This window comes from Pseudomonas sp. SD17-1, assembly GCF_029201585.1.
GTDB lineage: Bacteria > Pseudomonadota > Gammaproteobacteria > Pseudomonadales > Pseudomonadaceae > Aquipseudomonas > Aquipseudomonas palmensis.
In genome coordinates, this window is sequence record NZ_CP104044.1 from 5,406,894 (window position 1) to 5,425,127 (window position 18,234).

An 18,234-nucleotide genomic window follows, 5' to 3' on the forward strand; every position below is an offset into this window, starting at 1 on the left:
TTCTAACGCAGAACAGACTATGGTCAAGCCGACTGGTTCATGCGCAACATTTTGTCGGGACGCCTGCAACGCTTGATCTCGACAGGCATGGTCGTCAGGCAACCGGATCAGTATCCTAGCACCTCCTAGCCCGCCGACGCTAAGGCCATGCGGGCAGCCCTACAGGTTGAATCATCAATGAATGCTCTAGCCCGCCGCGCCGCCGGCCTGCTGCTCAGCACAATTGTCATGCCCCTGGTGGCGGTTGCCGCCGACGTCCAGCCCACCCATGAATTCACCCTCGACAACGGCCTCAAGGTCATCGTGCGTGAAGACCATCGCGCCCCGGTGGTGGTATCGCAGGTCTGGTACAAGGTCGGCTCCAGCTACGAGACCCCGGGTCAGACCGGCTTGTCCCATGCCCTGGAACACATGATGTTCAAGGGCAGCAACAAGCTGGGGCCTGGCGAAGCCTCACGCATCCTGCGTGACCTGGGCGCCGAAGAGAACGCCTTCACCAGCGACGACTACACCGCCTACTACCAGGTGCTGGCCCGCGACCGCCTGGGCGTGGCCCTGGAACTGGAAGCCGATCGCATGGGCAGCCTGCGCCTGCCGCCCGAAGAGTTCAGCCGCGAAATCGAGGTCATCAAGGAAGAGCGTCGCCTGCGCGTCGACGATCAGCCCAACTCCAAGGCCATGGAGCTGTTCAGCGCCATGGCCCACCCGGCCAGCGGCTACCACACCCCGACCATCGGCTGGATGGCCGACCTCGAACGCATGAAGGTCGAAGAGCTGCGCCACTGGTACGAAGCCTGGTACGTGCCCAACAACGCCACCCTGGTGGTGGTCGGCGACGTCACCGCCGACGAGGTCAAGGGCCTGGCCCAGCGTTACTTCGGTGCCATCCCCAAGCGCGCCACACCCCCTGCCAAACTGCCGCTGGAACTGGCCGAGCCGGGCCTGCGCCAGCTCACCGTGCATGTGCGCACCCAACTGCCGAGCCTGATCTACGGCTTCAACGTGCCGGGCCTGGCCACCGCCAAGGACCCGCGCAGCGTGCACGCCCTGCGCCTGATCGCGGCCCTGCTCGACGGCGGCTACAGCGCGCGCATGGCCACCCGCCTGGAACGCGGCCAGGAACTGGTGGCCGGCGCGTCGGCCAGCTACAACCCGTTCACCCGTGGCGACAGCCTGTTCGTGCTCTCCGCGGTGCCCAACACGCAGAAGAAAAAGACCCTGGCCGAGGTCGAAAGCGGCGTCTGGAAGCTGCTCGACGAGCTGAAAACCACCCCGCCAACCGCTGAAGAGCTGGAGCGCGTGCGCGCCCAGGTGATTGCCGGGCTGGTCTACGACCGCGACTCGATCAGCAGCCAGGCCACCACCATCGGCCAACTGGAGACCGTCGGGCTGTCGTGGAAGCTCATCGACAAGGAGCTCGACGAGCTCAAGAGCGTGACCCCGGCCGACATCCAGAGTGCCGCCCGCACCTATTTCACCCGCGAACGCCTGAGCGTTGCGCATGTATTGCCCGAGGAGCAGGCGCATGACTGAGCACACCACCCCACGCCACACCCCGAAGGGCCGCGGCGTATTCGGCGCGTTGCTGCTGAGCGCCGTGTGCCTGGCCGGCCCCGCCCATGCCGACACCACGGCCACCAAGCCCGGCGTCAACCTGCAATCGCTGGCCGAGCTGGACGGCAAGGCACCGAGCCGACGCAACCTCGACATCAAGACCTGGAACACCGCCGAAGGCGCCAAGGTGCTGTTCGTCGAAGCCCACGAACTGCCGATGTTCGACCTGCGCCTGACCTTCGCCGCCGGCAGCAGCCAGGACGGTAACCTGCCGGGCCTGGCCACCCTGACCAACGCCATGCTCAACGAAGGCGTGGCGGGCAAGGACGTCGGCGCCATCGCCGCCGGCTTCGAAGGCCTGGGCGCGGATTTCGGCAACGGTGCCTACCGCGACATGGCGGTGGCCTCGCTGCGCAGCCTGAGCGCCAAGGACAAGCGCGAGCCGGCCCTGAAGCTGTTCGCCGAAGTGGTGGGCAAGCCGACCTTCCCTGAAGACGCGCTCAAGCGCATCAAGAACCAGATGCTCGCCGGCTTCGAGTACCAGAAGCAGAACCCCGGCAAGCTGGCCAGCATCGAGCTGTTCGAGAAGCTCTACGGCAAGCATCCCTACGGGCACCCCAGTGATGGCGACGCCAGGAGCATCCCGCCGATCACCCTGGACCAGCTGCGCGCTTTCCATGCCAAGGCCTATGCCGCCGGCAACGTGGTGATCGCACTGGTCGGCGACCTCAGCCGCACTGAAGCCGAGGCGATTGCCGCGCAGGTCTCCGCCGCGCTGCCCAAGGGCCCGGCGCTGCCCAAGCTGGCACAACCGAGCGAACCCAAGCCGGGCGTCAACCACATCGACTTCCCGTCCAAGCAGACCCACCTGATGCTGGCCCAGCTGGGCATCGACCGCGCCGACCCGGACTACGCGGCCCTGTCGCTGGGCAACTCGATCCTCGGCGGCGGCGCCTTCGGCACCCGCCTGATGAGCGAAGTGCGCGAAAAGCGCGGCCTGACCTACGGCGTGTACTCGGTGTTCAGCCCGATGCAGGTGCGTGGCCCGTTCATGATCAACCTGCAGACCCGTGCCGAACTCAGCGAAGGCACGCTCAAGCTGGTACAGGACATCCTGCGCGACTACCTCAAGACCGGCCCCACCCAGCAGGAGCTGGACGATGCCAAGCGCGAACTGGCCGGCAGCTTCCCGCTGTCCACCGCCAGCAATGCGAGCATCGTCGGCCAACTGGGGGCCATCGGCTTCTATGACCTGCCGCTGAATTTCCTCGAGGACTTCATGCAGAAGTCCCAGAGCCTCACCGTCGAGCAGGTGCGTGCTGCCCTCAACAAGCACCTGGCCGCCGACAAGATGGTCATCGTGACCGCCGGGCCGAAGGTGGCGCAACAGCCGCTGCCACCGCCCACTGACAAACCCGCCGAGCAGCCGCTTGGCGTACCGGAGCATTAATGGCCAGTCCATCCGCCAAATCCAAGGCCGCCGCCCACGGCGGCCAGGGCCAGTTGCGCATCATCGCCGGCGAGTGGCGCAGCCGCCGCCTGAGCTTTCCTGACGCACCGGGCCTGCGCCCTACCCCCGACCGGGTGCGCGAAACCCTGTTCAACTGGCTGACCGCGCACATCGAGGGCGCCCGCGTGCTGGATGCCTTTGCCGGCAGCGGCGCGCTGCTTCTCGAAGCGCTGTCGCGCGGCGCGGCCTCGGCCGTGGCGCTGGACAGCAACCGCGCCGCCATCGAGAACCTCAAGGACAACCTGGAGCTGCTGCGCTGCCCCACCGGGCAGGTGATCCAGACCGACGTGGTGCGCTACCTGCAAGGCGAGCCCAAGGCCCCGTTCGACGTGGTGTTCCTCGACCCGCCCTTCCACCAGGACCTGCTGCCGGCCACCTGTGCGCTGCTCGAAGAGCGCCACTGGCTGGCCGAGCACGCGTGGATCTACACCGAAAGCGAAACCGCGCCGTCGACCCTGCAACTGCCGGGCAACTGGCGCCTGCACCGGGAAAAGAAGGCCGGTCAGGTGCACTATGCCTTGTGGGAGCGCGGCTGAACGTCGCCCCGCCTCCAGCAAACTGCAGCCGCCGCCTGAGGTGCTTTGCCTGATCGTGCTCCGGCGCCCCCCAGGCACGGCACCGATCACCAACCGGCTTGTGCGTGCCGCCTGCACCACCGCCGGGCTGCTGACCCTCAGCAGCCCGGCACTCGCCCAGCACACCCTTCCACGACCTCAGCCTCGCCAACCCACAGCCCTTGCCCGAAGTGACACCTGCTGAATATGCTTTGGCGGCAGCAGACCTGCGCTTGCGCACATACACTGATCACAGGGTCTGCCGCCCGCTCAAGAGACCTCGACGATGTCCAGCGCCACCCCACCCCCGTTCAAGCCAGCCACCGGCCTGCGCAACCCCCATGTGCAGACGCTCTGGGGCCCGCTCTGGCGCAAGTCGCCACCGCTGGCACATCGGCGCGAGCGCCTGTGGCTGGCCGACGGCGATTTCCTCGACCTGGACTGGCACGGCCCGCTTGCCACCACCACGCCACTGGTGGTGGTACTGCACGGCCTGACCGGCTCGTCGACCTCCCATTACGTCATCGGCCTGCAGCGCGCCCTGGCGGCGCAAGGCTGGGCCAGCGTGGCGGTCAACTGGCGCGGATGCTCGGGCGAGCCGAACCTGTTGCCGCGCAGCTACCACTCCGGCGCCAGCGAAGACCTGGCCGAAGTCATCGCCCACCTGCGCACCCAGCGCCCGCAGGCACCGCTGTACGCGGTGGGTTATTCGCTGGGTGGCAACGTGCTGCTCAAGCACCTGGGGGAAGCGGGTACGGCCAGCCAGTTGCAGGCGGCCGTGGCGGTGTCGGTGCCGTTTCGCCTGGACCAGTGCGCCGACCGCATCGGCCTGGGGTTTTCACGGGTGTACCAGGCGCACTTCATGCGCGCCATGCTGGGCTACGTGAAGGACAAGCAGCGCCACTTCCAGCACCACGGTCACCATGAGGGCCTGGCAACCCTGGACCGCCTCGGCCCGCTGGAAAACCTGCGCACCTTCTGGGATTTCGACGGCCGTGTGACCGCACCGCTGAACGGCTTCAGCGACGCCCACGACTACTACCAGCGCTCGTCGAGCCGCTACTACCTGGGTGAAAACCGTACGCCCACGCTGATCATCCATGCCCAGGACGATCCGTTCGTGTTCAGCCACAGCCTGCCAGGGGCCGCCGAACTGGCCAGCCAGACCACCCTGGAGCTACACCGACATGGCGGTCACGTGGGCTTTGTCGACGGCAGCCTGCGCCAGCCCGGCTACTATCTGGAGCGGCGCATTCCACAGTGGCTGGCCAGCGGAGCCTGATCAGTCGCCCTTGGCCACCGGACGCTGCGGGTCGGTGATCCACTCGCTCCACGAACCGGCGTACAGCCGCGCCAGCGGATAACCGGCCAAGGCCAGGGCGAACAGGTTATGGCAGGCCGTCACCCCCGAGCCGCAATATGCCACCAGCGCCTGCGGCTGGCGCGTACCGAGCAAGGCGGCAAAGCGCTGCTTGAGCTGCTGGGGCGACAGAAAACGACCATCGGGCCCCAGGTTGTCGGTGAAGGCCGCGCAATGCGCACCGGGGATATGCCCGGCCACCGGGTCGATGGGCTCCACCTCGCCGCGAAAACGCGGCAGCGCACGGGCGTCGAGCAGGGTCAGGTCGGGCGTGCCCAGGCCATTGGCCAACTCGGCGGCGTCCAGCACCAGGCTCGCATCGGGCTGCCCGCTGAAGTTGCCTTCACGCTTGTCACAGGCATCCAGGCTCAGCGGCAACCCGGCCGCGTGCCAGGCCTTGAGCCCGCCATCGAGGATCGCCACCCCGTCGCGCTTGCCCAGCCATGCCAGCAACCACCAGGCCCGCGCGGCAAAGGCCCCGGGGCCATCGTCGTAGAGCACCACGTCGCTGTCGTTGTCGATGCCCCAGCTGCGCAGCCGTTGGATCAGTTGCTGCGGGTCGGGCAAGGGGTGGCGACCGGTCACGCCCTTGACCACCGGCCCGCTCAGGTCACGCTCCAGGTCGGCGAAGTGCGCGCCGGCGATATGCCCTTCGGCATAGCTGCGCTGGCCATAGTCGACGTCTTCCAGGGCAAAGCGACAATCGAGAATCACCAGCTTCGGAGCGCCCAGGCGCTCTGCCAGTTGCTGGGGTGCGATCAGTTGCGCGAGTGGCATGTCGGTCTCCATATCGATTCAAAGGGGGTGGGCGGCCTACTGTTCCAGTGCCTGGTCCAGCGGCACGTAGAATTCCTTGCACAGCGCATCCACTGCAGGGCGCGCGCTGGCGGTGACGAAACCGAGCTCCAGCACCAGCACCTGGTACACGCCGCGCTTGATCGCCTCTTCGCTCAGGTGCGCGGAGTGCTCGCGGGTGGTGCACAGAAAGCGCACCCAGGAGGTCAGCACGATCCAGGCATTGAGGGTCAGCGATTCGATCTGCACGGTGTCCATGGCCACGATGTCGGCCTCGACGAAACCTCGGTAGATGGCCTGGCCCTGCAGCAGGCAGCGCTGCGAAAAACGTCGGTAGCGCGCAGCCAGGGTCGGGTCGTGGCCGAGCAGGTGTTCGAGGTCGCGGTGCAGGAAGCGGTAGTTCCACATCGCCGACAGCAGCGCCTCGAGGTAGAAGCGCTTGTCCTCGACGGTGGCGGCGCGCCCCTGGGGCGGGCGCAGAAAGCCTTCCACCAGCGCCTCGTACTGGGTGAACAGCACGGCGATGATCGCCTGCTTGTTGGCGAAGTGGTAATAGAGGTTGCCAGGCGAGATTTCCATGTGCGCAGCAATGTGGTTGGTGCTGACACTGCGTTCACCCTGCTGGTTGAACAGCTCGAGGCTGTTCTGCACGATGAGCTCGCGGGTCTTGATGCGCGGTGCCATGGTCAGCTCCAAAGGCATGAGCTTGAAGGAATAGGCTTATCTTACGGCGTATCCGCCACGGGATGTACCACCTGCACAACCGGCGTATATGCTCCAGGCACACTTGCCCTGCCACGGAGCCCGCATGCCCCTCCAGACCCTGTTCGAACAGCAGCGCCGGGCCTTTGCCGGGCTGCCCATGGCGCCGGCGGCGCAGCGCCTGCAGTGGCTTGCCAGCCTGCGCCGGCTGCTGCTGGCGAACCAGTCGGCCCTGGTCGCGGCGATCGACCGCGACTTTGCCGGGCGCAGCGCCGACGAGACCCTGCTGGCCGAACTGATGCCCAGCGTGCAGGGCATTCGCCACGCCGAGCGCCACCTCAAGGGCTGGATGAAGCCGGTGCGGCGCACGGTGGGCCTGGCGTTCCAGCCGGCCAGCGCGCGGGTGCTGTACCAGCCGCTGGGCGTGGTGGGCATCATCGTGCCATGGAACTACCCGCTGTTTCTGGCCATCGGCCCGCTCACCGCGGCGCTGGCAGCGGGCAACCGGGTGATGCTCAAGCTCAGCGAAGCCACCCCGGCCACCGCGGCGCTGCTTCAGCGCCTGCTGGGCGAAGTGTTTCCCGACGACCTGGTCAGCGTGGTGCTGGGCGATGCTGGCGTGGGCGAGGCCTTCTCGCGCCTGCCGTTCGATCACCTGCTGTTCACCGGCGCCACCAGCATCGGCCGCCAGGTGATGGCGGCGGCAGCCACCAACCTGACCCCGGTGACCCTGGAGCTGGGCGGCAAGTCGCCAGCCATCGTGTCGGCCAGTGTACCGCTGGCCCAGGCGGCCGAGCGCATCGCCTTCGGCAAGACCCTCAACGCCGGGCAGACCTGCGTTGCCCCGGACTACGCGCTGGTCCCGCGCGAGCGCCTGGAGGGCTTCGTGCAGGCCTATCGCGAGGCAGTGCTGCGGTTTTATCCACAGGTGCGAAACAACCCGGACTACAGCGCGATCATCAATGTGCGCCACCTGGCGCGCCTGGAAGGCTATTTGCGCGATGCCCGCGACAAGGGCGCCAGCGTGCTCGACCTGTACCCCGGCGAAGCCCGCGAAGGTCGGCGCCTGCCGCCGCAGGTGCTGCTGCAGGTCGATGACAGCATGCAGGTGATGCAGGACGAGATCTTCGGCCCGCTGCTGCCGGTGGTGCCCTATGACAGCCTGGCCGAGGCGCTGGCCTATGTGAACCAGCGCCCGCGCCCGCTGGCGCTGTACTACTTCGGCCACGACCGTGCCGAGCAGCGGCGGGTGCTGGAGCAGACCCATTCCGGCGGCGTGTGCCTGAACGACACCCTGCTGCACGTGGCCCAGGACGACCTGCCGTTTGGCGGGGTCGGGCCGTCGGGGATGGGCAACTACCATGGGCACGAGGGCTTCAAGACCTTCAGTCATGCCCGGGCGGTGTTCGCCAAGTCGCGGGTGAATGCGGCGCGGCTGATCTATCCGCCGTATGGGAAGGCGCTGCAGCGGTGGGTCTATCGTCTGTTCATTCGCTGACGTTGCAGCGACTCCATCGCGGGTCAGGCCCGCTCCCACAAAGAGATGCATAGCCTGGGGGAGCGGGCCTGACCCGCGATGGGGTCGATACTTTCAAGGCACCAGACACTCGGCCTGCAGCGGGTGACAAGCATTATCACGCCTGTCTATAGTGCCTTGAGCCGGCGATGGCGACTTGGCCGACCGCAGCTGCTGCGATACCATCCGACTCCCAAACGCACTCCTGCCAGGACGACGCGATGAACCGAGTGTTGTACCCAGGTACATTCGACCCTATTACCAAAGGCCATGGCGATCTGGTCGAGCGGGCCTCCCGGCTGTTCGACGAGGTGATCATCGCGGTCGCCGCCAGCCCCAAGAAGAACCCGCTGTTCCCCCTGGAACAACGGGTAGAGCTGGCGCGTGAGGTCACCAAGCACCTGCCCAACGTGCAGGTCATCGGCTTCTCCACGCTGCTGGCGCATTTCGCCAAGGAGCAGCAGGCCAATGTATTCCTGCGCGGCCTGCGCGCGGTTTCGGACTTCGAGTACGAGTTCCAGCTGGCGAACATGAACCGGCAACTGGCGCCCGACGTCGAAAGCCTGTTCCTGACGCCGTCCGAGCGCTATTCGTTCATATCCTCGACCCTGGTGCGCGAAATCGCGGCGCTGGGCGGCGATATCACCAAGTTCGTGCACCCGGTAGTGGCTGACGCCCTCACCGAGCGCTTCAAGAAGTAGCCGCGCCCGCATCGAAAACCGCGCCCGCGTGCACTGCGGGCGTTAATGCGGCACAATTGTGCCCATTGGTTTTCATATGCCCGGGCCTGACGCCCCGGCCGGAGTCCCCATGTCCCTGATCATCACCGACGATTGCATCAATTGCGACGTCTGCGAACCCGAGTGCCCGAACGCCGCCATCTCCCAGGGCGAAGAGATCTACGTGATCGACCCCAACCTGTGCACCCAGTGCGTTGGCCATTACGACGAACCGCAGTGCCAGCAGGTCTGCCCGGTCGACTGCATCCCGCTGGATGAAGCGCACCCGGAAACCGAAGACGAGCTGATGGCCAAGTACCGCAGGATCACCGGCAAGGCCTGATACAGGCCGCTAGGTCTGGCAGCGCGGGCAGAACACGCTGGCGCGCTGGCCCAGGGTCACGTTGCGCAGCACCGTGCCGCACACCTTGCACGGTTCTTCCCCGCGCCCGTACACGAACAGTTCCTGCTGGAAGTAGCCCGGCTGGCCGTCGCCGCCGATGAAGTCGCGCAGGGTGGTGCCGCCACGCTCGATGGCGGCGGCCAGGATGCGCTTGATCTCGATGGCCAGGCGCAGGTAGCGCGCCCGCGAAATGCCCCCGGCCGGGCGCCGCGGGTCGATGCCCGCCGCGAACAGCGCCTCGGTCGCATAGATGTTGCCCACCCCCACCACCACCGCGTTGTCCATGATGAACGGCTTGACCGCCATCGAGCGCCCGCGCGACAGCTGGAACAGCCGCTCGCCATCGAACAGGTCGGTCAGCGGCTCCGGGCCCAGGCGCAGCAGCAGCTCGTGCTGCAACGGGTCGGGGGCCCAGAGCATCGCGCCAAACCGGCGCGGGTCGGTGTAGCGCAGCGCCAGCCCCGACTCCAGCTCGATGTCCACATGCTCGTGCTTGGCCGCCGGCAGGCCGATCTCCACCAGCCGCAGGTTGCCCGACATGCCCAGGTGGCTGATCAGCGTGCCCACCTCGGCGTTGAGCAGCAGGTACTTGGCACGCCGTTCCACCGACACGAAGCGCTGCCCCGACAGGCGTACGTCGAGGTCTTCGGGTATCGGCCAGCGCAGGCGCCGTTCACGCACCACCACACGGCTGACACGCTGCCCTTCAAGGTACGGCGCAATGCCGCGGCGGGTGGTCTCGACTTCAGGTAGCTCGGGCATGGGTCAGTGCGCACCCATTTCGCGGATGGTCTGCTTGAGGTTCTCGAAGTCGTACTCCGACAGGCCCACGTAGTCGAGCACCAGGTGCCCGACGGTGTTCCATTCGTGGTCCACGCTCTGGTTGCCCAGCACCCGGTACGAGCTGCAGATGTGCTCGGCCATCTTCAGAATGGCCAGCAGGTTCTTGAGCTGGGTGTTGCGCGCCGAGTCGTCGCTGAACACCGCCAGGGCATTGTGGTGGTTGGCGATGGCGGCACTCACGTGCTCGGGCAGGCGCCACGACTTGGCCGTGTAGTAGCCGACCACGGCGTGGTTGGTGTTGAACGTGCGGTTCTCGGTGTCGACCACGCGCTTGTCGGGGCCGGCCTCGGCGTAGGCCTGCTCCAGGGTATGCATGTAGTCGGGGAAGCGCTTGTGCATCAGCGGCACGCCGCAATCGTGGAACAGCCCCAGGGCATAGGCTTCGTCCACCGCCTGCGAGCCGATGCGCTTGGCCAGGGTCAGGCAGGTCATGGCCACGTCCTGGGCGGTATCCCAGAAGCGGTTGAGGGTGACGATGGTGTCGTCGCTCATCTCGCCCTTGATCGACTGCGCGTTGATCAGGTTGATGATCGAGCGGCTGCCCAGCAGGTTCACCGCGCGCTGGATCGAGGCGATCTTGTTGGTCAGCCCGTAGTACGGCGAATTGACCAGCTTGAGCAGTGCGCCGGAAAGGCCCGGGTCCTGGGAGATCAGCTTGGCGATGGTCTCCAGGTCCGGGTCGGGCATGTACTGCTCGAACTGCAGGTCGACCATGATCTGCGGCTGGGGCGGTACGCTGATGCCCTGCAGGGCTTGCTGGATCTGTTCGGCGGTAAGTTCCTGGGACATAGATACACACTCGGGGCTGAAGGGCGATTCTAACCCTGCAGGCGGGCCGGGAAACACCCGTTGATGGATTCAGAAGGAACTTTGCCTGCCCCAGGGCTGCCTGCTTACTACAGGTTCAACTCAACAGGAGCACGCAGATGACGACCCAACTGAACGGCAAGCGCGTGGCCATGCTGGTCACCGACGGCTTCGAGCAGGTAGAACTCACCGGGCCCAAGCAGGCCCTCGAGCAAAGCGGCGTGCGCGTCGACATCCTCTCGGCCAAACCGGGCACGGTCAAGGGCTGGAACCATGACAAACCCGCCGACGACTTCACTGTGGACAACACCTTCGACAAGGCCGACGTCGCGGTCTACGACGCCATCGTGCTGCCCGGCGGCGTGCAGAACTCCGACACCATACGCATCGACCCCGGCGCCCAGAAGCTGGTCAAGGCCCACGACGCCAGCGGCAAGCCCCTGGCGGTGATCTGCCATGGCGCCTGGCTGCTGGTGTCGAGCCAGTTGGTCAAGGGCCGCAAGATGACCAGCTACAAGACCGTGCGCGACGACATCACCAATGCCGGCGGGCAGTGGCAGGATCAGGCCGTGGTCATCGACCGCAACCTGATCAGCAGCCGCCAGCCCGACGATATTCCCGCCTTCAACACCCAGCTGCTGCGCGCTTTGGGCGCCTGATCGGCTATTTGTCGCCGGCCGAGCCGCGTGCCCGGCCGACGCGCTATACTCCCGCTCTTTTTTCCGGAGCGACGTCATGTCCCTGCCCAGCCTTCGCCTCAAAGCCAACGCCGACCGCCGCCTGCGCGCCGGCCATCTGTGGGTGTACAGCAACGAAATCGACGTCGCCGCGACCCCGCTGCATGGCTTCAAGGCCGGCGACCAGGCGGTGCTCGAAGGTGCCGGCGGCAAGCCGCTGGGCATCGTCGCCATGAGCCCCAACAACCTGATCTGCGCGCGCCTGCTGTCGCGCGACGCCAAGCTGGCCCTGGACAAGTCGCTGCTGGTGCACCGCATCAACGTGGCCCTGTCGCTGCGCGAGCGCCTGTTCGACAAGCCGTTCTACCGCCTGGTGTACGGCGACTCGGACCTGCTGCCGGGCCTTGTGGTCGACCGTTTCGGCGACATCCTGGTGGTACAGCTGGCCTCGGCCACCATGGAACAGCACAAGGACGACGTGATCGCCGCCCTGGTGCAGGTGCTCAAACCCACCGGCATCCTGTTCAAGAACGACTCGGCGGCGCGTGATGCCGAAGGCCTGAACCGCTACGTCGAAACCGTGTTCGGCCTGGTGCCGGAGTGGGTGGCGCTGGAAGAGAACGGCGTGAAATTCGAAGCGCCGGTGATGGAAGGCCAGAAGACCGGCTGGTTCTACGACCACCGCATGAACCGCGCACGCCTGGCACCCTACGTCAAAGGCAAGCGCGTGCTCGACCTGTTCAGCTACATCGGTGGCTGGGGCGTGCAGGCCGGTGCGTTCGGCGCCAGCGAAGTGTTCTGTGTGGATGCCTCGGGCTTTGCCCTGGATGGCGTGGAGCGCAATGCGGCGCTCAACGGCATTGCCGAGAAGGTCACCTGCGTGGAAGGCGATGTGTTCGAGGCGCTGCGCGAGCTCAAGGCCGCTGAAGAGCGTTTCGACGTGATCGTGGCCGACCCGCCCGCGTTCATCAAGCGCAAGAAGGACCTGAAGAACGGCGAAGGCGCCTACCGCCGCCTGAACGAGCAGGCCATGCGCCTGCTGAGCAAGGACGGCATTCTGGTCAGCGCCTCGTGCTCGATGCACCTACCCGAAGACGACCTGCAGAACATCCTGCTGACCAGCGCCCGCCACCTGGACCGCAACATGCAGCTGCTCGAACGCGGCGGCCAGGGCCCGGACCACCCGGTGCACCCGGCGATCCCGGAAACGCGCTACATCAAGAGCATCACCTGCCGGCTGCTGCCCAACAGCTGATCGCGCTGAATGAAAATCCCGGCTAGGTGCCGGGATTTTTTTTGCCTGTAACGGCCTTTCGCCGGCAAGGCCGGCTCCTGCAGGCAGGTGCACTCAATCGCGCTGCGGGTAAGGCATCATTCCCAGTTCTCGCCCGTCGATCACCAGGGTCTTGTAGCGCGGTTTCGCCAGCTTGAGCGCGCCCGCCCGAATCTGCTCGATCAGTGCGCGCCCCGTGCCGATCCCGTCCACCCGCGCATAATCACGCCAGAAGCCCTCGTGACGCGCATATACGAACGCCGACGTCGAGTACTCGTGCTTGGGCACCACCAGCACTTCGTTGACCCCATCGTCATCCAGGTCCACCTGCCAGGCAGCACACCCCGAACTGCCGCATTGGCTCTCGATCAGGGTCAGGTTGAGCATCTGCGCACTGTCCTCCGGCGCAGGCCCGATCCATTCCAGCTTGGGTCCGTACTCACGCGGCGACATGCTCACCGGTTCGGCCTCCAGCAGTCGATCGGCCAGCAGCTCGCGGCTTGGCGCATCCAGGATCTGCCCCTCCTTGACCAGGCGCGACAACCGCTCGAACTGCTCGATCCCCGGCTTGCCGAGCCGGTAGCGCAATGCGCGCGCATCGAACGCATCCGCCGAGGTGCGCCCGCTCAACAGCCGCTCCATCTGGTTGGCGGCGCTGTAGGTCAACGGGTTGAGCACCGGCGTGAACACCAGCATCAGCACCACGAAACTCAGCAGCGCGATCAACGGGTTGCTGCGCCGCAAGCTGCCCAGCCACACCGCCTGGCGCGGCCGAATGGCCCACAGCGCGGCCAGGCTGTGCACCAGCGCGATGCCGATCAGCAGCATCGCCAGAAAGCGCTGCGGGGTCAGGCCGTACTGGTCGATGCGCAGCCAGCTCGAGTAGCACGCCAGCGCCATCAGCAGCGGCAGGCACACAAGGCTGGCGTTCACCAGCAGCTTCAGGGGCCTGGCATAACCGGCATCGTGCTCGCCGTCCTGGAACACGCCGTTGAGCAGAAACAGCGTACTGCCCACCAGGCACAGCAGGATGCTGGTGGAGTAACCGGTGTTGAAGATCGGCGCGACCCCGGTTACCGCCAGCGCCAGAGTGAACACCACCGCAATCAGCGAACACAGCGGCAGCAGGTAGCGGCACACGGTGAGCAGCACATTGCGCAGCAGGCCGATGGCCTTGTCGTTCTGGCGCCCCATGCGGATGCCCAGCGAGAAGAAGATCGGCAGGCACACGCAGATGAATTCGAGCGAGGCGAAGATATCGCTGAGCACCGGCGCGCCCAGAATCGTGAACAGCCGCCCGCACAGCCACAGCAGCATCCAGAACGCCAGGGTCACCAGCAGCGCCAGCAGCACGATGAAGGCATTGTTCCAGGCGTGCTGGTACAGGTCCTGATAGCGCAGGCGATTGCCGTCGCGGGTCGGCCAACTGAGGATGAACGCCGCGCCGATATAGGCCAGCACCAGCGAGGCCGGCATCCAGCGCATCCATAGCCAGCCGTCGGCCGATTGCGCATACAGCCAGGCTGACACGCTGGCCATCAGCAACGCCAGGCCGGCCACCAGCAGCCAGGTGCCGCGCTGGCGCACCGCGCCGCCCAGCAGTTGCAGATTGATGCCGCCCACCAGGGCCAGCGTGGCGCAGAACACCGCGAGCACAGGGTTGCGGTAATGGATGAAGGTGAGCAGCAGCGCCCCCTGTACCAGGGCGATGGCGAGGTAATACAGCACGGAGCGGTTGAGCACGGGCATTCCAAGTCCTTTTGCGAGGGGTGATGCACAAGGCGCGCAGTCTAGGGCCAGGCGACCCCGCACGGCTAGAGCACGTCGACTTCATTGCAGCGCCGCACAGGCCCCATGCAGCCATGCACATATATCGATAAAAATCCAGGCCAATAATCCATAAGGGCAAATTTTTCATTGATCCAGGCGACATAAGCAGATAAAAATCGACTCAATCAAAATAAAAACAATGCAGGTTCGACCCATGTCCTCTATCGACCGCTCTCATCCTGGCACTTCAGATACCGCTCGACTGCGCCGCGTGCTGGGGCTGCCCGCCCTGGTGTTCTTCGGCCTGGTGTACATGGTGCCGCTGACCATCTTCACCACCTACGGCATCGTCACCGAACTCACCGGTGGCCGCACCGCAGGCGCCTACCTGGTGACCCTGCTGGCCATGCTGTTCACCGCGACGTCCTACAGCTTCATGGTCAAACGCTTCCCGGTGGCGGGCTCGGCCTACTCCTATACCCACCTGGCGTTCGGCCCCAACATCGGCTTTCTGGCCGGTTGGTCGCTGCTGCTCGACTACCTGTTCATCCCGATGATCAACTACCTGCTGATCGGGCTGTTCCTCAACATCGCCTTCCCGGCCCTGCCGGTGTGGGGCATCATCGTCGCCGCCATCGCCCTGGTGACCGTGCTCAACGTGATCGGCATCCATTCGGTGGCCAAGGCCAGCAACCTGATCGTGGGCGCGCAGATCATCTTCATCGGCGTGTTCGCCGCACTGTCGATCAAGAGCCTGCACGGCGCGCCCATCGACCTGCTGTCGCCCCTGCTCGGTGACGGCACCCGGCCCGGGTTCAGCCACCTGATGACCGGGGCAGCGGTACTGTGCCTGTCCTTCCTGGGCTTCGACGCGGTATCGACCCTTGCCGAGGAAACCCGCGACCCGCAACGCGATGTGCCGCGCGCCATCCTGCTCACCACCCTGGGCGCCGGGCTGCTGTTCACCGTGCTGGCCTACATCAGCCAGCTGGTACTGCCGGGCAGCCACTTCGCCAACGTCGATGCGGCAGCCAATGAAGTGATGTTCAAGGCCGGCGGGCAGTTCCTCGCCAACTTCTTCACCGCGGCCTTCGTGGCCGGCAGCCTGGGTTCGGCACTGGCCTCACAGGCTGCGGTGTCGCGCATCCTGTACACCATGGGCCGCGACCAGGTGCTGCCACGGCGCTGGTTCGGGCGCCTTTCGCCACGCTTCGGCACCCCGGTGTTCGCCACCCTGGTGGTATCGGTGTTCTCCCTGCTGGCACTGGTGATCGACCTGACCACCCTGGCCTCGCTGATCAGCTTTGGCGCGCTGGTGGCGTTCTCGGCGGTGAACATGGCGGTGGTGCGCACGCACCTGGTCGATCAAGCCTGCCACCGCAACCTCTCGGGGCTGCTGCGTTACGGCGTGGTGCCGCTGGTGGGCATGAGCCTCACACTGTGGCTGTGGACCAGCCTGTCGGCACTGACCCTGACCATCGGCATGACCTGGTTCACCCTCGGCCTGGTGTACCTGGGCGTGCTGACCGGCGGCTTTCGCAAGCGCGTGAAGCTGGTGCACTTCTCCGAGGCCGGCTGAACGCCATGGCGGTTGGGCGGCCCGCGCGCAGCGAAAACGCCCAACCGCCCAATGCGCCATTCCTTCCCGCCGCCAGCGGTGTAGAATCGGCCTATTCATCGCCAGTCATCCCCGGCGGGTTTATGAGCTCTGGTCGAGCCCTCGGCGATCCCGTGGTGTTTTCGGCCTCATCCGTACCAGCGGCCACCTGCCTTCGGTGCAAAGGACAAGAGAAGCTCACTCCCCTTTTTGTTACCTGATTAGCCGCCAGGAGTGCTTCATGCCTGATTACCGCTCGAAAACGTCCACCCACGGTCGCAACATGGCCGGCGCACGCGCCCTGTGGCGCGCTACCGGCATGAAAGATGCCGACTTCAAGAAGCCGATCATCGCCATCGCCAACTCCTTCACCCAGTTCGTCCCGGGCCACGTGCACCTGAAGGACCTGGGCCAGCTGGTGGCCCGCGAGATCGAGCGCGCCGGTGGCGTGGCCAAGGAATTCAACACCATCGCCGTGGATGACGGCATCGCCATGGGCCACGACGGCATGCTGTACTCGCTGCCCAGTCGCGAGATCATCGCCGACTCGGTCGAGTACATGGTCAACGCCCACTGCGCCGACGCCATCGTGTGCATCTCCAACTGCGACAAGATCACCCCCGGCATGCTGATGGCCGCCCTGCGCCTGAACATCCCGGTGATCTTCGTGTCCGGCGGCCCGATGGAAGCCGGCAAGACCAAGCTGGCCAGCCACGGCCTGGACCTGGTCGACGCCATGGTGATCGCCGCCGACAGCTCGGCCAGTGACGAAAAGGTCGCCGAATACGAGCGCAGCGCCTGCCCTACCTGCGGTTCGTGCTCCGGCATGTTCACCGCCAACTCCATGAACTGCCTGACCGAAGCCCTGGGCCTGGCCCTGCCGGGCAACGGTTCGACCCTGGCCACCCACAGCGACCGCGAAGAGCTGTTCCTCAAGGCCGGCCGCACCATCGTCGAACTGTGCCAGCGCTACTACGGCGAGAACGACGAGTCGGTACTCCCGCGCAACATCGCCAACTTCAAGGCGTTCGAGAACGCCATGATGCTCGACATCGCCATGGGCGGCTCGACCAACACCATCCTGCACCTGCTGGCCGCCGCCCAGGAAGCCGAGATCGACTTCGACCTGCGCGACATCGACCGGTTGTCGCGCAGCGTGCCGCAGCTGTGCAAGGTGGCGCCGAACATCCAGAAGTACCACATGGAAGACGTGCACCGCGCCGGCGGCATCTTCAGCATCCTCGGTTCGCTGGCCCGTGGCGGCCTGCTGCACACCGACCTGCCGACCGTGCACAGCCGCAGCATGGAAGAAGCCATCGCCAAGTGGGACATCACCCAGACCGACGACGAAGCGGTGCACCACTTCTTCAAGGCCGGCCCGGCCGGCATCCCGACCCAGACCGCGTTCAGCCAGTCGACCCGTTGGGAAACCCTGGATGACGACCGCGAGAACGGCTGCATCCGCAGCTTCGAGCACGCCTACTCCAAGGAAGGCGGCCTGGCCGTGCTGTACGGCAACATCGCGCTGGATGGCTGCGTGGTGAAGACCGCAGGCGTCGACGAGTCGATCCATGTGTTCGAAGGCAACGCCAAGATCTTCGAAAGCCAGGACAGCGCGGTACGCGGCATTCTGGCCGACGAAGTGCAGGCCGGCGACATCGTGATCATCCGCTACGAGGGACCAAAAGGCGGCCCGGGCATGCAGGAGATGCTGTACCCGACGTCGTACCTGAAGTCCAAGGGCCTGGGCAAAGCCTGTGCGCTGCTGACCGACGGGCGCTTCTCGGGCGGCACCTCGGGCCTGTCCATCGGTCATGCTTCGCCGGAAGCGGCAGCAGGCGGCGCGATTGGCCTGGTGCGCGACGGCGACAAGGTGCTGATCGACATTCCCAACCGTTCGATCAACCTGCTGGTCAGCGATGAAGAGCTGGCGGCGCGGCGTGTCGAGCAGGACAAGAAGGGCTGGAAGCCGGTCGAGCAGCGTCCGCGCAAGGTGACCACCGCACTCAAGGCCTACGCCCTGCTCGCCACCAGTGCCGACAAGGGCGCGGTGCGCAACAAGGCCATGCTGGACGGTCTGTAAGGTCTGGCAAAATAAAGAACCGGCGCCCAGGCGCCGGTTTTTTTTGCCTGCGGTGCGGTGTTCGCCGGCAA

15 protein-coding genes and 1 pseudogene are annotated in these 18,234 nt (G+C 65.9%); 11 read left to right on the forward strand and 5 right to left on the reverse strand.

Translation table 11 applies throughout. From position 1 onward, the window contains the following. Positions 1–177 precede the first annotated feature (177 nt). The 4 genes and pseudogenes from N0B28_RS24735 to N0B28_RS24750 all read left to right on the forward strand — a co-directional run bounded on the left by N0B28_RS24735 (position 178) and on the right by N0B28_RS24750 (position 4,900). The gene (locus N0B28_RS24735; protein WP_043859990.1) at positions 178–1,533 is read left to right on the forward strand and encodes a pitrilysin family protein; all 1,356 of its coding nucleotides are present in this window, start codon (positions 178–180) and stop codon (positions 1,531–1,533) included. Positions 1,534–1,654: 121 nt separating this feature from the next. Continuing rightward, positions 1,655–3,004, forward strand: a pseudogene (locus tag N0B28_RS24740) (pitrilysin family protein); the annotation flags it as partial. Then, positions 3,004–3,600 (forward strand): 16S rRNA (guanine(966)-N(2))-methyltransferase RsmD, encoded by a 597-nt coding sequence (gene rsmD, locus N0B28_RS24745; protein WP_275729396.1) that lies wholly within the window; start codon positions 3,004–3,006, stop codon positions 3,598–3,600. The pseudogene N0B28_RS24740 and the gene rsmD, both read left to right, overlap by 1 nt. A gap of 304 nt (positions 3,601–3,904) precedes the next feature. Then, on the forward strand, positions 3,905–4,900 hold the full coding sequence (locus N0B28_RS24750; protein WP_043859993.1) for a hydrolase: 996 nt from the start codon (positions 3,905–3,907) through the stop codon (positions 4,898–4,900). Here N0B28_RS24750 and N0B28_RS24755 read toward each other — a convergent pair whose 3' ends face one another. Both N0B28_RS24755 and N0B28_RS24760 read right to left on the reverse strand, forming a co-directional pair. Beyond that, positions 4,901–5,755: a sulfurtransferase gene (locus N0B28_RS24755; protein ID WP_054915562.1), complete on the reverse strand. Its 855-nt coding sequence runs from the start codon at positions 5,753–5,755 to the stop codon at positions 4,901–4,903. It lies immediately after the preceding gene. A gap of 36 nt (positions 5,756–5,791) precedes the next feature. Next, the gene (locus N0B28_RS24760; protein ID WP_043859994.1) at positions 5,792–6,457 is read right to left on the reverse strand and encodes a TetR/AcrR family transcriptional regulator; all 666 of its coding nucleotides are present in this window, start codon (positions 6,455–6,457) and stop codon (positions 5,792–5,794) included. Positions 6,458–6,581: 124 nt separating this feature from the next. Here N0B28_RS24760 and N0B28_RS24765 point away from each other — a divergent pair, with 124 nt between their 5' ends. The 3 genes from N0B28_RS24765 (at position 6,582) to N0B28_RS24775 (ending at position 9,053) form a co-directional block, all read left to right on the forward strand. Then, a complete protein-coding gene (locus N0B28_RS24765) occupies positions 6,582–7,973 on the forward strand; it encodes a coniferyl aldehyde dehydrogenase (protein WP_058541781.1) in 1,392 nt (463 codons plus the stop codon). Between the two features lie 239 nt (positions 7,974–8,212). Then, positions 8,213–8,692: a pantetheine-phosphate adenylyltransferase gene (gene coaD / locus N0B28_RS24770; protein ID WP_043859996.1), complete on the forward strand. Its 480-nt coding sequence runs from the start codon at positions 8,213–8,215 to the stop codon at positions 8,690–8,692. A gap of 109 nt (positions 8,693–8,801) precedes the next feature. Further along, entirely contained in the window at positions 8,802–9,053 is a 252-nt protein-coding gene (locus N0B28_RS24775; RefSeq protein ID WP_011531711.1) for a YfhL family 4Fe-4S dicluster ferredoxin, read from the forward strand. Positions 9,054–9,062: 9 nt separating this feature from the next. On the opposite strand, the gene mutM is transcribed toward N0B28_RS24775, so the two are convergent. Both mutM and N0B28_RS24785 read right to left on the reverse strand, forming a co-directional pair. Then, complete coding sequence (mutM, locus tag N0B28_RS24780) at positions 9,063–9,875, reverse strand: bifunctional DNA-formamidopyrimidine glycosylase/DNA-(apurinic or apyrimidinic site) lyase (protein ID WP_058541780.1); 813 nt, start codon at positions 9,873–9,875, stop codon at positions 9,063–9,065. A gap of 3 nt (positions 9,876–9,878) precedes the next feature. Beyond that, positions 9,879–10,745 (reverse strand): HDOD domain-containing protein, encoded by an 867-nt coding sequence (locus tag N0B28_RS24785; RefSeq protein ID WP_043859998.1) that lies wholly within the window; start codon positions 10,743–10,745, stop codon positions 9,879–9,881. A 137-nt stretch (positions 10,746–10,882) separates the two neighbouring features. On the opposite strand from N0B28_RS24785, the gene N0B28_RS24790 reads away from it, so the two are divergent. Both N0B28_RS24790 and N0B28_RS24795 read left to right on the forward strand, forming a co-directional pair. Continuing rightward, positions 10,883–11,422 carry a type 1 glutamine amidotransferase domain-containing protein gene (locus tag N0B28_RS24790; protein ID WP_043859999.1) on the forward strand — a complete coding sequence of 180 codons (540 nt, stop codon included), beginning with the start codon at positions 10,883–10,885 and terminating at the stop codon, positions 11,420–11,422. 76 nt (positions 11,423–11,498) lie between these two features. Continuing rightward, the gene (locus tag N0B28_RS24795; RefSeq protein WP_043860000.1) at positions 11,499–12,695 is read left to right on the forward strand and encodes a class I SAM-dependent rRNA methyltransferase; all 1,197 of its coding nucleotides are present in this window, start codon (positions 11,499–11,501) and stop codon (positions 12,693–12,695) included. Between the two features lie 93 nt (positions 12,696–12,788). Here the strand turns inward: N0B28_RS24795 and N0B28_RS24800 are convergent, their stop codons facing one another. Then, positions 12,789–14,462 carry a DUF4153 domain-containing protein gene (locus N0B28_RS24800; protein ID WP_078480711.1) on the reverse strand — a complete coding sequence of 558 codons (1,674 nt, stop codon included), beginning with the start codon at positions 14,460–14,462 and terminating at the stop codon, positions 12,789–12,791. Between the two features lie 235 nt (positions 14,463–14,697). On the opposite strand from N0B28_RS24800, the gene N0B28_RS24805 reads away from it, so the two are divergent. Further along, a complete protein-coding gene (locus tag N0B28_RS24805; RefSeq protein ID WP_058541777.1) occupies positions 14,698–16,062 on the forward strand; it encodes an APC family permease in 1,365 nt (454 codons plus the stop codon). A 259-nt stretch (positions 16,063–16,321) separates the two neighbouring features. After that, a complete protein-coding gene (gene ilvD, locus N0B28_RS24810; RefSeq protein WP_043860003.1) occupies positions 16,322–18,163 on the forward strand; it encodes a dihydroxy-acid dehydratase in 1,842 nt (613 codons plus the stop codon). Positions 18,164–18,234: the final 71 nt, after the last annotated feature.

Coding starts and splice junctions, on each gene's coding strand:
- N0B28_RS24735 (WP_043859990.1), top strand. CDS start 178: ATGAATGCTCTAGCCCGCCGCGCCGCCGGCCTGCTGCTCAGCACAATT.
- rsmD (WP_275729396.1), top strand. CDS start 3,004: ATGGCCAGTCCATCCGCCAAATCCAAGGCCGCCGCCCACGGCGGCCAG.
- N0B28_RS24750 (WP_043859993.1), top strand. CDS start 3,905: ATGTCCAGCGCCACCCCACCCCCGTTCAAGCCAGCCACCGGCCTGCGC.
- N0B28_RS24755 (WP_054915562.1), bottom strand. CDS start 5,755: ATGCCACTCGCGCAACTGATCGCACCCCAGCAACTGGCAGAGCGCCTG.
- N0B28_RS24760 (WP_043859994.1), bottom strand. CDS start 6,457: ATGGCACCGCGCATCAAGACCCGCGAGCTCATCGTGCAGAACAGCCTC.
- N0B28_RS24765 (WP_058541781.1), top strand. CDS start 6,582: ATGCCCCTCCAGACCCTGTTCGAACAGCAGCGCCGGGCCTTTGCCGGG.
- coaD (WP_043859996.1), top strand. CDS start 8,213: ATGAACCGAGTGTTGTACCCAGGTACATTCGACCCTATTACCAAAGGC.
- N0B28_RS24775 (WP_011531711.1), top strand. CDS start 8,802: ATGTCCCTGATCATCACCGACGATTGCATCAATTGCGACGTCTGCGAA.
- mutM (WP_058541780.1), bottom strand. CDS start 9,875: ATGCCCGAGCTACCTGAAGTCGAGACCACCCGCCGCGGCATTGCGCCG.
- N0B28_RS24785 (WP_043859998.1), bottom strand. CDS start 10,745: ATGTCCCAGGAACTTACCGCCGAACAGATCCAGCAAGCCCTGCAGGGC.
- N0B28_RS24790 (WP_043859999.1), top strand. CDS start 10,883: ATGACGACCCAACTGAACGGCAAGCGCGTGGCCATGCTGGTCACCGAC.
- N0B28_RS24795 (WP_043860000.1), top strand. CDS start 11,499: ATGTCCCTGCCCAGCCTTCGCCTCAAAGCCAACGCCGACCGCCGCCTG.
- N0B28_RS24800 (WP_078480711.1), bottom strand. CDS start 14,462: ATGCCCGTGCTCAACCGCTCCGTGCTGTATTACCTCGCCATCGCCCTG.
- N0B28_RS24805 (WP_058541777.1), top strand. CDS start 14,698: ATGTCCTCTATCGACCGCTCTCATCCTGGCACTTCAGATACCGCTCGA.
- ilvD (WP_043860003.1), top strand. CDS start 16,322: ATGCCTGATTACCGCTCGAAAACGTCCACCCACGGTCGCAACATGGCC.